The organism is Microbacterium sp. BDGP8 (assembly GCF_029991045.1).
GTDB lineage: Bacteria > Actinomycetota > Actinomycetes > Actinomycetales > Microbacteriaceae > Microbacterium > Microbacterium plantarum.
The window spans coordinates 3117928-3131775 of sequence record NZ_CP120712.1 but is presented as its reverse complement, the minus strand read 5'-3'; the positions used below and the strand labels follow the sequence as shown (position 1 = coordinate 3131775).

Here is a 13848-nt window from a genome sequence, read left to right as displayed (position 1 = left end):
GCCCGACGATAGCACTTAGGTACAGCTAACCTGAAGGTTTTTCGTCGAGCTCTTAACGACTTCGTAACGCTCAGTCGTGCGGGCGCGGCTCCACACCGAGGCGCTCGCAGGCGGCGTCGTAGAGCGCGACGATCTCCCGGCGCACCTCGCGACGCTCCGTGATCGGGCCACCGGGCCAGGCCACTCGGAGCTCCCGGGGGCCGCCGTCGGCCCGAATCGCCTGCCAATCCCCGCCATCGCCGTCGAAGAACGTCATCGTCGCCGCCGCGGCATCCGGTTCGCCGAACGCGCGCACGATGAGGAGATTGTCGGCGCGGTGATCGTCGTTCATGTGACCGAGCACACCCGAGATGGCGTCGGCGTCGAAAGCGTGTGTCATGCGTCCACCCTAGGTTCGCGGGTTCCACAGGAGCGGTGTGCTTCACTGGAGGCATACATCTCGGGGGGTGGCTCAGGAATGCGTGCGACTCGACGCCGTCGAAGCGCAGGGATCGCCGTTGCGGTCGCGCTCGCGCTCGGTCTTTCGGCGTGCGCTCCGGCGAGCGTCAGCAGTGTCGAGATGCCCCCGCAGGTCGACGGCGAGATCGGTGGCGACACGCGGGCGCAGCTCACCGCCGCGGTCGAGCGCGCGATGGCGATGACCGGCTCGGCCGGCGCGATCGCCGGCGTCTGGGTGCCGTGGTCGGGCGAGTGGGTGGCCGGCTTCGGCACCAACCCCGACGGAACCGAGGTCACCGCAGACGACTCCTTCAAAGCCGGCCCGGTCACGCGCGCGATGACGTGCGACGTGCTCTACGGCATGGCCGCAGACGGCACCGTCGAGCTCGATGACCCCGTGACGGAGTGGATCGTCGGATTCCCCGCCACCCCGGTCGTGACCCTCGAGCAGCTCTGCGACAGCACATCGGGACTCGGGTCGTACCAGCCGCGTCTGCAGGCCCGGTGGGAAGCGAATCCCGCGCGTCCGTGGGCTCCGCATGAACTCCTCGCCTACGGGCTGGCCGCCTCGGGCCCGACGGGCGGCACGTCGTTCGCCAACTCGGACGCCGGATATGTCCTCCTCGGCATGGCTCTCGAGCGGGCCGCGAACAGCACCGCCGCGGAGCTGTTCCAGCGCTACGTCTTCGAGCCCCTCGGCATGGGCGGATCGTCGCTGCCGGATCGGCAGGCCGACGTCGGCCTGCACGGCACGCAGTCGGTGCTGACCCCCGAGGGTGCGCCCGATTGCGCGACGGCTGCCGACCTCACCGCGTGGTCTCCCTCGGCTGGATTCACGTCGTCGGGCGTCGTCACGACGGCCGCGGACCTGGGGCGGTACGCGCGCGCACTCGCAACCGGCCTGCGCTCGTTCGACGACGACCAGCGGTTCGGCTCGCCCATCCCGGTCGGAGAGGGCGTTCCGACCTGGTACACCGTCGACGGCGGCGCGTACCAGGCGGGCACCCTCATCGGCCAGTACGGCTCGATCCCCGGGTATCAGACCGCGGCTTTCGCCGACCGTGAGACGGGCCTGACCGTCGTCGCCGTGCTGAACAACTCCCGCGCCTCGGCCGAGGCGATCCGCGTGCTCGGATGGGAGCTCGCCGCGATCGCGTCGAAGGCGCCCGCCGCCTCGGGAGAGACCGCCCCACCGGCGGGTCTGCCTTGGACGCCCGAGCAGATGGACGGCGACCTCGCCTCGGTCGCGATCTGCCCGCTTCCCTGACCGCGGCCGCGCTGCCTCGCGAACGTCGGAGGATGTCGCCGGCGTCGGAGTGATGCCGCGAAGGCATCCGATATCGCCGTGATTCTCCGAGTCTCGCGCGCCGCGACCGACGCCCGTCGTGTTTCGGGCGTGTGAAAAGACGGCCGGATCTCGTGACGATCGTGTCACACCGCCCTCCCCGACCCGCTCGACTCGGTAGAACGGATGCAGCGTGATCGTGCAATTGCACATTACACCGTGATGTTGTTTTATGGACAGCACTCGACGCAATGGAGCAGAGAAAGGGAAGGTCCACCGATGACCACCACCAGGAGATTCGCCGGCATCCTCGCCGCGGGAACGGCCATGGCACTCGCCCTCACGGCGTGCGGCGCCGGCGGCGGCGGTTCGCCGCAGCAGACCGGCACCGACGGCACGCCGCAGGCCGGCGGAACCGTCCACATGCTCCAGAACGCCGACTTCTCGTACCTCGACCCGGCCCGCGGCTGGGACGGCGGCGTCAACGCGTTCTACCGTCTGCTCTACCGCGGCCTCACGATGCAGGCCGCCGGCGACTCGGATGACCCGAACGCCATCGTGCCCGACCTCGCGACAGGTCTCGGCGAGGTCTCCGACGACGGACTCACCTGGACCTACACGCTGAAGGACGACCTCTTCTTCGACAACGGCGACCCGATCACGTCCGCCGAGATGGAGTTCGGCATCTCTCGCGCGTGGGACCCGCAGATCGGCATCGGCTCGCCCTACCTGAAGTCCGTGATCGACGCGCCCGCGGACTACCAGGGCCCGTACGTCTCGGGCGACCTCCCGACGATCGAGACCCCGGATGAGAAGACGATCGTCTTCCACCTCAAGGCCCCGTTCCCCGAGTTCGACAACGTGCTCGCCCAGCCCAATGCCGTGCCCTTCCCGATCGGTTCCGGCGGCGGCGACGAGTTCATCAACGACGTCATCGCCTCGGGCCCCTACACGCTCGACGCTTACACCCCCGGCAGCACCATCAAGCTGGTGCGCAACGAGCACTGGGAGCCCGAGACCGACGACGTCCGCAAGGCGTACCCCGACCAGTGGCAGTTCGACATCGGCATCGACGGCGCGACGATCGACGAGCGCATGATCGCCGGTCAGGGCGCCGACCAGAACGCGATCGCGGGCAAGATCGCGGGCGCCACGCTGCCCCGCATCCAGACGCCGCAGCTGCAGGAGCGTGCCATCACCGCCCCCGCGTACTGCACGACCTACATGTCGCTCAACACGTCGAAGCCGCCGTTCGACGACGTCCGCGTGCGCCAGGCCGTGAACTGGGCGCTCGACCGTGCCAGCATCCAGAACGCCTCGGGCGGGAATCAGCTGGCGGATGTCGCGACGACGATCATTCCGCCCGCCGTCAGCGGTCACCTGGACTACGACCTGTACCCCTCCGACGACAACACCGGCGACGTCGACGAGGCCATGGCGCTGTTGGAGGAGGCCGGGCTCGGCGACGGGTTCGAGTTCACGCTCGACATCCGCTCGAACCCCGTCGCGCAGGCGCAGGCCGAGGCGGTGCAGCAGGGCCTCGAGCGCATCGGGGCGAACGTGAAGCTCAACGTCATCGACACCTCGATCTACTACGAGACGATCGCGACGCCGTCGCAGCAGAACAACGCTGCGATCACCGGGTGGTGCCCGGACTGGGCCTCGAGCGCCAGCACCTTCATCCCGCCGCTGTTCGACGGCGCGGGCATCACCGAGAAGGGCAACCAGAACCTCGCCCAGCTCAACGATGCGGCCGTCAACGACCGGATCGCCGAGATCCGCGCGATGACCGACGTGGACGCCGCCAACGAGGCGTGGGGCGAGCTCGACAAGCAGATCATGGAGCTCGCGCCGATCGCCCCGATGGTGTTCGAGAACGGCATCTTCCTGCCGGGGTCGAACATCGCCGGCTACATCCCCAACACCAACATGACCGACCTCACGATCGTCGGTCTGAAGGACCCCTCGAAGGGCTGACATGACCTTCAGTTCGGCCCCCCTCGAGGTCGAGGCCACGCCGGGCGGTGATCCCACTCTCGATGAGTCGGTGGAATCCCGTCCGGCGTCCGGCCGGAAACTCCTCCGAGGCTTCCTCACCGATGTGCCCGCGATGCTGTCGCTGGCCTACATCGTGCTCGTGCTGCTCATGGCGGTGTTCGCTCCCCTCATCGTCCAGATCAGCGGCTGGTCGCCCTACCAGTTCGACCAGAGCGCGATCGATCCCAACATGGGCGCGATCCCGATCGGGCCGCTCGGCGGCATCAGCGCCGAGCACTGGTTCGGCGTCGAGCCCGGCAACGGCCGCGACATCTTCGCCCGCATCGTCTACGGCGCCCAGGTCTCGATGACGGTCGCCCTCTCGGCGACGCTGCTGACGACGGTGCTCGGAGTCGTGTTCGGGATGCTGGCGGGTTACCTCGGCGGCTGGGTCGACACGGTCATCTCGCGGGTCATGGAGTTCCTCATGGCCTTCCCGGCGCTCATCTTCATGATCGCGATCCTCTCGGCGCTCCCCGCCGACAATCGCGTGCTGCTGCTCGTCGTCGTGATCTCGCTGTTCGGCTGGCCCTACCTCGCCCGCATCGTGCGCTCGCAGACGCTCTCGCTCAAGGAGCGCGAGTTCGTCGAGTCGGCTCGTGCGTCGGGTGCGTCGAGCGTGCAGATCATCTTCCGCGAGATCCTGCCGAACCTCTCGTCGACGATCATCGTCATGGCGACCCTCGCGGTGCCGGGCTACGTCGGCACCGAGGCGGGGCTCTCGTTCCTCGGCGTGGGCGTCGTGCCGCCGACCCCCAGCTGGGGTCAGATGATCGCTTCGGCGGCGCCCTGGTACGCCGTCGATCCCATGTACTTCCTCATCCCGGGCGCCTTCCTCTTCCTCCTGGTGCTCTCGTTCACGACCCTGGGCGACCGCATCCGCGCGCTCGTCGGCAGCGCGGAGGTGCGCGCGTGACCCGCTTCGTCCTCTCGCGCGCGACCGGCATGGTCGTGGTGCTGTTCCTCGTGACGCTGTTCACGTTCGTGATCTTCTTCGTGCTCTCGCCCGACCCGGCGGTGCAGATCTGCGGCAAGAACTGCACGCCCGAGCGCATCGACCAGATCCGGGCGAACCTCGGGCTCGACCAGCCCTTCCTCACGCAGTTCTTCACGTACCTCTCGGGCCTGTTCGTCGGCCGTGCGTACGAGATCGCGGGCGCGACGGTCGCGTGCGGCGCCCCGTGCCTCGGGTACTCGTTCCAGACCGGGCAGCTCGTGGGCGACATGATCGTGCAGCGCCTGCCGATCTCGGCGACGATCGCGATCGGGGCGGCGGTGCTCTGGCTCGTCGGCGGCGTCGTCGGGGGCGTCCTCAGCGCGGTGCGCGAGGGGAAGTTCACCGATCGGTTCATCGCCGGGCTGACGCTCGGGTCGATGTCGATCCCGAACTACGTGCTCGCTCTCGCGCTGCAGTTCGTCCTCGTCGTCTCGCTCGCCTGGCTGCCGTTTCCGCAGGCCGTTCCCTTCGCCGACGATCCGGTGCAGTGGTTCCTGAACTTCCTCATGCCGTGGATCGTGCTCGCGGTCGGATATGCCGCCGTCTACACGCGGCTCACGCGAGCGAACGTGATCGACACCCTGCAGGAGAACTTCGTGCGCACGGCGCACGCGAAGGGGCTGCGGCCGAGCCTGGTGTGGCGTCGCCACGCGCTGCGCCCGGCACTGACCCCCATCGTGACGATCTTCGGGATGGACGTCGCGGGCCTTCTCGGCGGCGCGGTGATCACCGAGACCGTGTTCGGCATCAACGGCGTGGGAAAGCTCACCGCCGACTCGATCTCGTCGAACGACCAGCCGGTCATCATGGCGGTGACGCTGCTCTCGGCGTTCTTCGTCATCGTCGGCAACCTCGTCGTCGACCTGCTCTACGCGGCGATCGATCCTCGCGTGCGAACGGCGGCGAAAGCATGAGCCGCGAAAGGATGCCGATGACGGATGACCTCCTGCGCGTCGATGACCTGACGGTGCAGTTCCGCACCGCCGGGGGCACCGCCCGCGTCGTCGACGGCCTGAGCTTCGCGATCCCGCGCGGCGGGGCGCTCGGCATCGTCGGCGAGTCGGGCTCGGGCAAGTCGATGACGAGCCTCGCGATCATGGGGCTGCTCCCGAAGGGAGGCAGCGCCACGGGCTCGGTCACCTTCGACGGACGCGATCTGCTCACCCTTCCCGGCCGGGAGATGCGTCAGGTCCGCGGTGACCGGATCGCGATGATCTTCCAGGACCCCCTGTCGTCGCTGAACCCCTATTACACCGTCGGCACGCAGATCGCCGAGGCGTACCGCTCGCACCGGTCGGGCGTCTCGCGTCGCGAGGCCCGGCGGGTCGCGATCGAGGCGATGGAGCGGGTGCACATCCGGGATGCCGCGAAGCGTGTCGACCACTACCCGCACCAGTTCTCGGGCGGGATGCGGCAGCGCATCATGATCGCGATGGCTCTCAGCATGGAGCCCGAGCTGATCATCGCCGACGAGCCGACCACGGCCCTCGACGTGACGGTGCAGGCGCAGATCCTCGACCTACTCGCGGAGATCCGTCGCGACACGGGCGCCGGTCTCATCCTCATCACCCACGACCTCGCGGTCGTCAGCGAGGTGACGGAGCAGATCGTCGTCATGCGAGCCGGTCGCATGGTCGAGAGGGGCAGCGTCGAAGAGGTCTTCAGCGACCCGCAGGAGGAGTACACGCGGCGACTGCTCGACGCCGTGCCGCGCATCGACGACGCGATCGGCGAGCTGCGCACGACCGACATCGCGATCGTGCCGGACAACGAGATCGAGGAGGAGACGGCATGACCGACCAGACCGCGCCGCTGTGCCGCGCGACGGGCCTCGTCAAGGAGTTCGCGAGCCCCGGCGCGACGATGTTCTCGCGCAGCAGTCGCTTCCGCGCTGTGGACGGCGTCGACCTCGACATCCGGCGGGGCGAGACCCTCGCGCTCGTCGGCGAGTCGGGCTCGGGCAAGTCGACCGCCGCGCGACTGATCGCCCGTCTCATGGACACCACGGCGGGGACGATCGAGTTCGAGGGACGGGATGTCACGCACCTGCAGGGGCGCGATCTTCTGGCGTTCCGCAGCGACGTGCAGGTGATCTTCCAGGACCCGTATTCGTCGCTCAACCCCAAGCACACCGTCGAGCGACTCGTGACGGCGCCGCTGCGGTATCAGAACCGGAAGATCCCGGGTGGGGCGCGCGCCTTCACGCGATCGCTCATGGACCGGGTGGGGCTCAATCCCGACCATTCCGACCGCTATCCGGCGCAGTTCTCGGGAGGTCAGGCGCAGCGCATCGGAATCGCCCGGGCGCTCGCGGTCGGCCCGAAGATGGTGATCTGCGATGAGGCCGTGTCGGCGCTCGACGTCTCGGTGCAGGCGCAGGTCATCAACCTGCTGACCGCGTTGCAGCGCGACGAGGGCTTCGCGTACCTCTTCATCGCGCACGACCTCGCCGTCGTGCGCCAGATCGCTACGCGCATCGCCGTGATGAGCCGCGGTTCCATCGTGGAGACGGGGGAGCGCGACCGCGTCTTCGAGAGCCCTCAGCACGAGTACACCCGTACGCTGCTCGCGGCGGTGCCCCGCATCAACCCCGAGTGGGACCGCCGCCGGCGCGCCGCCGAGAAGGCCCGCCGGGCCCGCGCGGCAGCCGCGGCATCCGATACCCAGACGGAGGCGTCATGACGAACGAGTACCACCTGCCCGGCATCCGCGTCGCGGAGCGTCGCATCGACGTCCCGCTCGACTGGAGCGGCGGCACAGCAGCGGCCGGCACGATCGAGCTGCTCGTCCGCGAGCTCGTCGATCCCGACCGCGCGCGCGACGACCTCCCGCTGCTCGCGTTCCTGCAGGGCGGGCCCGGCGGGGCGAACCCGCGGCCGCTGCGCCGAGACGGATGGATCGACGAGGCGCTGCGGGACTATCGCGTGGTGCTCGTCGACCAGCGCGGCACCGGGGGCAGCACGCCCCTCGAAGCCGTCGACGTGGCGGGGCTCGACGCCGCGGCCGGCGCTGACCTCCTCGCCCTCCACCGGGCCGACTCGATCGTCCGCGACCTCGAGCACGTGCGCGAGACGCTCTTCGGCGGTCGGCGATGGGCCACTCTCGGACAGAGCTACGGCGGCTTCCTGACCCTCACCTATCTGTCGCTCGCGCCCCAGGCGCTGACGGCCTGTTACGTCTGCGGCGGCATCCCCGGCACCCCGCCGCGCGCGGCCGAGGTCTATGCCCGCACTTTCGACCGCGTCGCGGCGAAGACGGCTGAGCTGTACCGGCGATTCCCCGAGGACGCCACGGCGATCGCGCGCATCGCCGACCGGCTCGCCGAGGGCGACGTGAGGCTCCCGGACGGTGACGTGCTGACCGTGCGCCGCTTCCAGTCGCTCGGGATCGACCTCGGGATGAAGCCCGGCCACGAGCGCCTGCACTGGCTCGTCGAGAAGGCGTTCGCCCGGCCGGGGCGGCTGTCGGAGGCGTTCCTCGCCGACGTGCAGTCGCTCAGCTCCAGCGCCGGCAACCCGCTGTTCTGGACCCTGCAGGAATCGATTTACGGCGACCCGGCCAGCGGGCCGACCGCGTGGGCGGCGCAGGCCGAGCGCGACCGTCGTCCCGAGTTCGACGAGGACCGGCGGCCGCTGCTGTTCACGGGCGAGATGGCCTTCCCCTGGATGTTCGACGAGGTGCGTCTGCTGCGCGGATTCCGGGATGCTGTCCACGCGCTGGCCGGCCGTGCCTCCTGGACGCCGCTGTACGACCTCGACCGGCTCGCCGCGAACGACGTGCCGCTCGCGGCGGCGGTGTACTTCGACGACATGTACGTCGATGCCGGGCTGCAGCTCGACACGCTGTCGCGCATCGGCAACGCCCAGTCGTGGGTGACGAACGAGTTCGAGCACGACGGCATCGGCTCCGGTCGCACGTTCACGCGACTGCGCGAGCTGGTCCGAGACCGCGGAGGAGAGAAGCGATGACCGCTGCCGACACCACCCGTCCCCCCTACGCCGGCACACGGTACCCGCGCCTCGCGCAGGTACCGGCGTTCACCGAGTTCGTCTCGCGCGACTGGGCCGACGTGCCGACCAGACCGCACCTGCCCGCGGGCGCCGCGGCCGCGGCATCCGCTCATCGCGATCGCCTCAGCGCCGCCCTTCCCGGGCACGTGATCGTCGCTGCGGCGGGGCACGCGCCTGTCCGCAACGACGACGCGCACTACGGCTTCCGCGCCGACAGCGGCTTCGTCTGGCTGACGGCGTGCCAGGTCGAGGGCGCCGTGATCGTGCTGTGGCCCGCCGCCGGCGGACACGACGCCGTGCTGTACCTGCCGCCGCCGTTCCGCCCCGGCGATGCCGGGTTCTTCTCGGATGCGAACCACGGCGAACTCTGGGTCGGCCCGTCTGCCGGTCTGCCGGAGTGGGCCGACGCGCTGGGGATGACCGTCGAGCCTCTCGCTGCGCTGGAGCGCCGCCACTCCGAGCTGCGGGGCGCCTCGGCCGCGCGTTCGGCCGCCGCGCTCGCCGCCGAGGTCGGCGCGGAGGTGTCGGCCGAGCTCGAACGTGCGCTCGCCCGCCTGCGCATGGTGAAGGACGAGTGGGAGATCGGGCAGCTCCGCGCGGCCGTCGACGCCACGGTCGCCGGGTTCGGTGCTGTCGTGGCCGAGGTGCCGCGAGCCATCGCCGACGGCCTCGGCGAGCGGTGGCTGCAGGGGACGTTCGACCGGCACGCCCGCACGTTCGGGAACGGGCCCGGCTACTCCACGATCGTCGGGTCGGGAGCGCACGCGCCGATCCTGCACTGGGTGCGATGCGACGGCGACGTCGTGCCGGATGCCGCGCTGCTGCTCGACATGGGCGTCGAGGCCCGGTCGCTCTACACCGCCGACGTGACCCGCACGGTTCCCGCGAGCGGTACGTTCTCGGAGACCCAGCGTGCGGTGCACGACCTGGTCGAGAAGGCGCACCGCGCGGGACTCGACCGCATCCGCCCGGGCGTGGCGTATCTCGATTTCCACTTCGCCGCGATGGAGGTCGTCGCGCAGGGCCTGCACGACTGGGGGCTGCTGCCGGTCTCGGTCGACGAGGCCCTGTCGCCCGAGGGCCAGCAGCACCGGCGATACTTCGCCTGCGGGATCGGCCATCACCTCGGTCTCGACGTGCACGACTGCAGTCAGGCGCACTACGAGGACTACATGGGCGCGGCGCTCGAGCCGGGCGTCGTCATGACCGTCGAGCCGGGCCTGTACTTCCACGCGCATGACCTCACGCTGCCGCCCGAGCTGCGCGGCATCGGCGTGCGCCTCGAAGACGACGTGCTCGTGACCGACTCGGGCTCGGAGGTGCTGTCGGCGGCGCTCCCGATCTCCGCCGCCGAGGTCGAGGCGTGGACGCGCGCGCAGTGGACGGGCGAGCGATGACGGATGCCGCACCCCGCGCGCTGCCGTTTCCCTACGGGGCGGTGCGACTGCAGCCGACGAGCGCGTTCGCGCCGGCCCGTGACCGCATGCTGCACCTCGCCCGGGTCTACCCGATCGACCGGCTCCTCGCGGTGTTCCGGGCGGGTGCCGGGCTCGACACCCGCGGCGCGGAGCCCCCGGGCGCGTGGGAGGGTTTCGGCCATCCGGCGGAGGAGCCGTGGGGCGAGTACGACTATCCCGGTCGTGAGACCGCGCAGACGGCGAACCTGCTGCGCGGCCATTACGCGGGCCATTTCCTCTCGATGCTCGCGCTGGCCGCCGCGGGCGAGGACGACGACGAGCTGCGCTCGCGGGTCGACGAGCTCGTGGGCGGTCTCGCCGAGGTGCAGCAGGCGCTCGCCGCCACCGGGCGATATTCGCACCCGGGGCTGCTCTTCGCCTCGGGGGAGTGGCAGTTCGCGCGGCTGGAGCACTTCGCCCCCTACGGCGAGATCTGGGCGCCGTACTACACCTGTCACAAGCTCATGGCGGGGCTGCTCGACGCGTACGAGCTCGCGGGCAACAAGCAGGCGCTCGAGGTCGTCACGGGCATGGCGCACTGGATCTCGGGGCGACTCGAGAAGCTCGATCACGACCACCGCCAGCGCATGTGGTCGCTCTACATCGCGGGCGAGTTCGGCGGCATGAACGAGACCCTCGCGCGGCTCAGCGCCATCGTCGACGAGCCGCGCTTCCTCGCGGCGGCGCGAGCGTTCGATCAGGGAGACCTGCTCGAGGCGGGGTCGTCGGGCCACGACATCCTCGACGGCATGCACGCCAACCAGCACCTGCCTCAGCTCGTCGGCTACGTGCGCGAGTACGAACTGACCGGCGAACGCCGATATCTCGCCGCCGCGATCGGCGTCTTCGACCAGGTCGTGCCGGGGCGGATGTACGCGCACGGCGGCACCGGGGAGAACGAGCTCTGGGGCCCGCCGCGCACGGTCGCCGGCGACATCGGCCGGCGCAACGCGGAGACGTGCGCGACCTACAACCTCGTCAAGCTCGCCGAGGCGCTGTTCACTCATACGCTCGCGCCGCGCTTCCTCGACTACGCCGAGCGGGCGCGGCAGAACCACATCCTCGGCTCGCGGCGCGCGGTCGACTCCGACGACAGCCCCGAGGTGACGTACATGTTCCCGGTGCACGCCGGGGCGCTGCCCGAGTACGACAACGTCGGCACGTGCTGCGGCGGAACCGGGCTCGAGAACCACGTGGGTCACCAGACCGGGATCTTCTTCCGCGACACCGGCGCGGAGCCCGCGCTGTGGGTCGCCCGTTACACGCCCGCCGAGCTTCGCTGGGACGAGCGCGGCGTGAGCGTCGAGGTCGACCAGGAGCATCCCTTCGCTGATCGCGTCACCCTCCGGGTGCAGACGACGGCCGGCCGTCCCGTGCGGCTCGCGGTGCATCTTCGTGTCCCGGACTGGGTGGCCGGCGGGGCCGAGGTCGCCGTCGACGGACATCGGGTCGACGTCGATGCCGCGCCGGGCGGCTTCGTCACCATCGACCGGACCTGGCGGGGCGATGAGCGCATCGAGCTGACCCTGCCCGCCGTGCTTCGGTCCGAGCCGGCGATCGACGACCCGGGGCTGCGCAGCCTGAGGTACGGGCCGCATGCGCTCGTCGCCCGCGACGAGTCGACGACCCCGATCGAGCGAGCGTGGGATGCGCGTCGGATGCCGGGAGGCGCGACCCGAGCCGACCTCGACGATGTCTCCGCGGCGCTCGCCGCGACCGGCGCGGTATCGATCGCCGGGCTTCGCCACGAACCGGTCTGGAACGGCTCCGACGAGCGGTACCACCTGTACTCGCGAGCCGACGACCGCACGATCGGATTCGCCGGCGTCGAGACGGGGGTCCCTGCTCGGCGGCGCGCCGACGGGACCACACTGATCGACGCCCTGTGGGCCGAGCCCGCGCCGCAGGACGACGCCGAGCTGCTCGACCGCCTCGTCGCGGTGTGCCGCATCGGGATGGCGGACTCGCTCGTGAGTGCTTCCGAGGCGCGGGCCGTCATCGGCGCGGGGCTCGACGCCGGCCTCGGGATCGGCGGCGCGTCGGCCGCGACCGCGGATGCCGCGCGCCGCGCCCGGGACTTCGTCGGGGCGCTCACCACGACGCCGGATGCCGTCATGCCGCCGACCGTCGACATCGTGGTCTCACCCGCGCCGGCGGCCTCGGGCTGGTTCACCGCCCCGCCGACCGTCGAGGTGCGGGCCGCCGGCGTGACCAGCGACCGGTTGCGCCTCGAACTGCGCATCGACGACGGCCCCTGGCGCGCGGTCGACGGTCCCGTCGTCGTCGATCGCGAGGGTGTGGTGCGCCTCGCGGCGCGCGCGGTCGATGCCGACGGGCGGTCGAGTGCCGTACGACGCGAACTCGCGATCGACACCGAGCCGCCGCGGAGCGAGGCTCGGGTGAAGCAGCTCGGCGCCGCCGTCGAGATCACCCTCATCGCGGCCGACGACGTCTCCGGCGTCGATGCCATCCGCTGGGAAGGCGAGGGCACCTTCTGGGCGACGTTCCAGGAGGCCTTCGTGCGAGCGCTCACCGACCACGAGCAGGTGATCGAGTTCGCCGCGACCGACCGCGCCGGGAATGAGGAGGCCCGTCGCCGGATCACGCTTCCGCCCGCCTCGAAAATGGATACCATTGCAATTGCACTGAAATCGGCGCCTGATATCGCCAGATCGGAGAACGACTCATGACCGACCGCAAGCCCTGGCACGGCGTCAACCTCGCGACCACGCTGCCGTTCCACGACGACCTGTCCGTCGATTACGACGCCTACGCCGAGCTCGTGCGCTTCACGACGCAGAACGGCGTGACCGGCATCATCCCCAACGGCTCGCTCGGCGAGTATCAGACGCTCACTGAGGAGGAGCGCAAGCGCGTCTTCCTCACCGCCGTCGAGGCCGCGCCCGACGCCGCCGTCATCCCGGGCGTCGGAGCCTACGGCGCGCTCGAGAGCGTGCGCTTCGCCGAGCACGCCGCCGAGAACGGCGCGCCGGCCGTCATGCTGCTGCCGCCCAACGCCTACCGGGCGAGCGACGACGAGGTTGTCGACCACTATCGCCGGGTCGCCGCGGTCGGCCTGCCGATCCTCGCGTACAACAACCCGATCGACACGAAGGTCGACCTGCGTCCCGACCTGCTCGCGCGGCTGTTCGCCGAGGGGCTCATCGTCTCGGTCAAGGAGTTCTCGGGCGACGTCCGTCACGCCTACGAGATCCGCGAGCTCGCGCCCGGCCTCGACATCTCGATCGGGTCGGATGACGTCGTGTTCGAGCTGGGCCTCAACGGCGCCGTGGGCTGGGTCGCCGGTTACCCCAACGCGATCCCCGCGTCGACGGTCGAGCTCTACACGCTCTCCACCTCCGACGATCCGCAGGACTGGGTGCGGGCGCGCGAGATCTACCGCGACCTGCACCCGCTACTGCGCTGGGACTCGAAGACCTGGTTCGTCCAGGCGATCAAGCTCTCGCAGCAGGTCGCCGGCGTGCTGACGAGCACGACGACGCGTCCGCCGCGGCTGGCTCTGCCCGACGAGGTGGCCGCGCGTATCATCGCCGACACCGAGGCCGTGCTGAGCAAGGGCTACCGCTGACCCGCGGCATCCGCGCCCGCTGAACCCGCCGCCGA

11 protein-coding genes are annotated in these 13848 nt (G+C 70.4%); 10 read left to right on the top strand and 1 reads right to left on the bottom strand.

Going from position 1 to position 13848, the window contains the following annotated elements; all coding sequences use genetic code 11:
• Positions 1-70: 70 nt before the first annotated feature.
• On the bottom strand, positions 71-379 hold the full coding sequence (locus P6897_RS15085) for a DUF2470 domain-containing protein (RefSeq protein ID WP_282501669.1): 309 nt from the start codon (positions 377-379) through the stop codon (positions 71-73).
• A gap of 180 nt (positions 380-559) precedes the next feature.
• On the opposite strand from P6897_RS15085, the gene P6897_RS15080 reads away from it, so the two are divergent.
• The 10 genes from P6897_RS15080 (at position 560) to P6897_RS15035 (ending at position 13813) form a co-directional block, all read left to right on the top strand.
• Positions 560-1705: a serine hydrolase domain-containing protein gene (locus tag P6897_RS15080; RefSeq protein WP_282501668.1), complete on the top strand. Its 1146-nt coding sequence runs from the start codon at positions 560-562 to the stop codon at positions 1703-1705.
• Positions 1706-2002: 297 nt separating this feature from the next.
• A complete protein-coding gene (locus tag P6897_RS15075; protein ID WP_269268297.1) occupies positions 2003-3700 on the top strand; it encodes an ABC transporter substrate-binding protein in 1698 nt (565 codons plus the stop codon).
• A gap of 1 nt (position 3701) precedes the next feature.
• Positions 3702-4676: an ABC transporter permease gene (locus P6897_RS15070; RefSeq protein ID WP_274179472.1), complete on the top strand. Its 975-nt coding sequence runs from the start codon at positions 3702-3704 to the stop codon at positions 4674-4676.
• A complete protein-coding gene (locus P6897_RS15065; RefSeq protein WP_282501667.1) occupies positions 4673-5671 on the top strand; it encodes an ABC transporter permease in 999 nt (332 codons plus the stop codon). The genes P6897_RS15070 and P6897_RS15065 overlap by 4 nt, the downstream gene beginning before the upstream one ends.
• Positions 5672-5688: 17 nt before the next feature.
• Positions 5689-6552 (top strand): ABC transporter ATP-binding protein, encoded by an 864-nt coding sequence (locus P6897_RS15060; protein WP_282501666.1) that lies wholly within the window; start codon positions 5689-5691, stop codon positions 6550-6552.
• Positions 6549-7439 carry an ATP-binding cassette domain-containing protein gene (locus P6897_RS15055; RefSeq protein ID WP_112617626.1) on the top strand — a complete coding sequence of 297 codons (891 nt, stop codon included), beginning with the start codon at positions 6549-6551 and terminating at the stop codon, positions 7437-7439. The genes P6897_RS15060 and P6897_RS15055 overlap by 4 nt, the downstream gene beginning before the upstream one ends.
• Positions 7436-8725 (top strand): alpha/beta fold hydrolase, encoded by a 1290-nt coding sequence (locus tag P6897_RS15050; protein WP_274179469.1) that lies wholly within the window; start codon positions 7436-7438, stop codon positions 8723-8725. Before P6897_RS15055 ends, P6897_RS15050 begins: the two co-directional genes overlap by 4 nt.
• The gene (locus tag P6897_RS15045; protein WP_282501665.1) at positions 8722-10164 is read left to right on the top strand and encodes an aminopeptidase P family protein; all 1443 of its coding nucleotides are present in this window, start codon (positions 8722-8724) and stop codon (positions 10162-10164) included. Before P6897_RS15050 ends, P6897_RS15045 begins: the two co-directional genes overlap by 4 nt.
• Positions 10131-12914: a beta-L-arabinofuranosidase domain-containing protein gene (locus P6897_RS15040; RefSeq protein WP_282501664.1), complete on the top strand. Its 2784-nt coding sequence runs from the start codon at positions 10131-10133 to the stop codon at positions 12912-12914. The genes P6897_RS15045 and P6897_RS15040 overlap by 34 nt, the downstream gene beginning before the upstream one ends.
• Positions 12911-13813 carry a dihydrodipicolinate synthase family protein gene (locus P6897_RS15035; RefSeq protein ID WP_112617629.1) on the top strand — a complete coding sequence of 301 codons (903 nt, stop codon included), beginning with the start codon at positions 12911-12913 and terminating at the stop codon, positions 13811-13813. Before P6897_RS15040 ends, P6897_RS15035 begins: the two co-directional genes overlap by 4 nt.
• Positions 13814-13848: the final 35 nt, after the last annotated feature.

Coding starts and splice junctions, on each gene's coding strand:
- P6897_RS15045 (WP_282501665.1), top strand. CDS start 8,722: ATGACCGCTGCCGACACCACCCGTCCCCCCTACGCCGGCACACGGTAC.
- P6897_RS15035 (WP_112617629.1), top strand. CDS start 12,911: ATGACCGACCGCAAGCCCTGGCACGGCGTCAACCTCGCGACCACGCTG.
- P6897_RS15055 (WP_112617626.1), top strand. CDS start 6,549: ATGACCGACCAGACCGCGCCGCTGTGCCGCGCGACGGGCCTCGTCAAG.
- P6897_RS15075 (WP_269268297.1), top strand. CDS start 2,003: ATGACCACCACCAGGAGATTCGCCGGCATCCTCGCCGCGGGAACGGCC.
- P6897_RS15070 (WP_274179472.1), top strand. CDS start 3,702: ATGACCTTCAGTTCGGCCCCCCTCGAGGTCGAGGCCACGCCGGGCGGT.
- P6897_RS15050 (WP_274179469.1), top strand. CDS start 7,436: ATGACGAACGAGTACCACCTGCCCGGCATCCGCGTCGCGGAGCGTCGC.
- P6897_RS15080 (WP_282501668.1), top strand. CDS start 560: ATGCCCCCGCAGGTCGACGGCGAGATCGGTGGCGACACGCGGGCGCAG.
- P6897_RS15085 (WP_282501669.1), bottom strand. CDS start 379: ATGACACACGCTTTCGACGCCGACGCCATCTCGGGTGTGCTCGGTCAC.
- P6897_RS15060 (WP_282501666.1), top strand. CDS start 5,689: ATGACGGATGACCTCCTGCGCGTCGATGACCTGACGGTGCAGTTCCGC.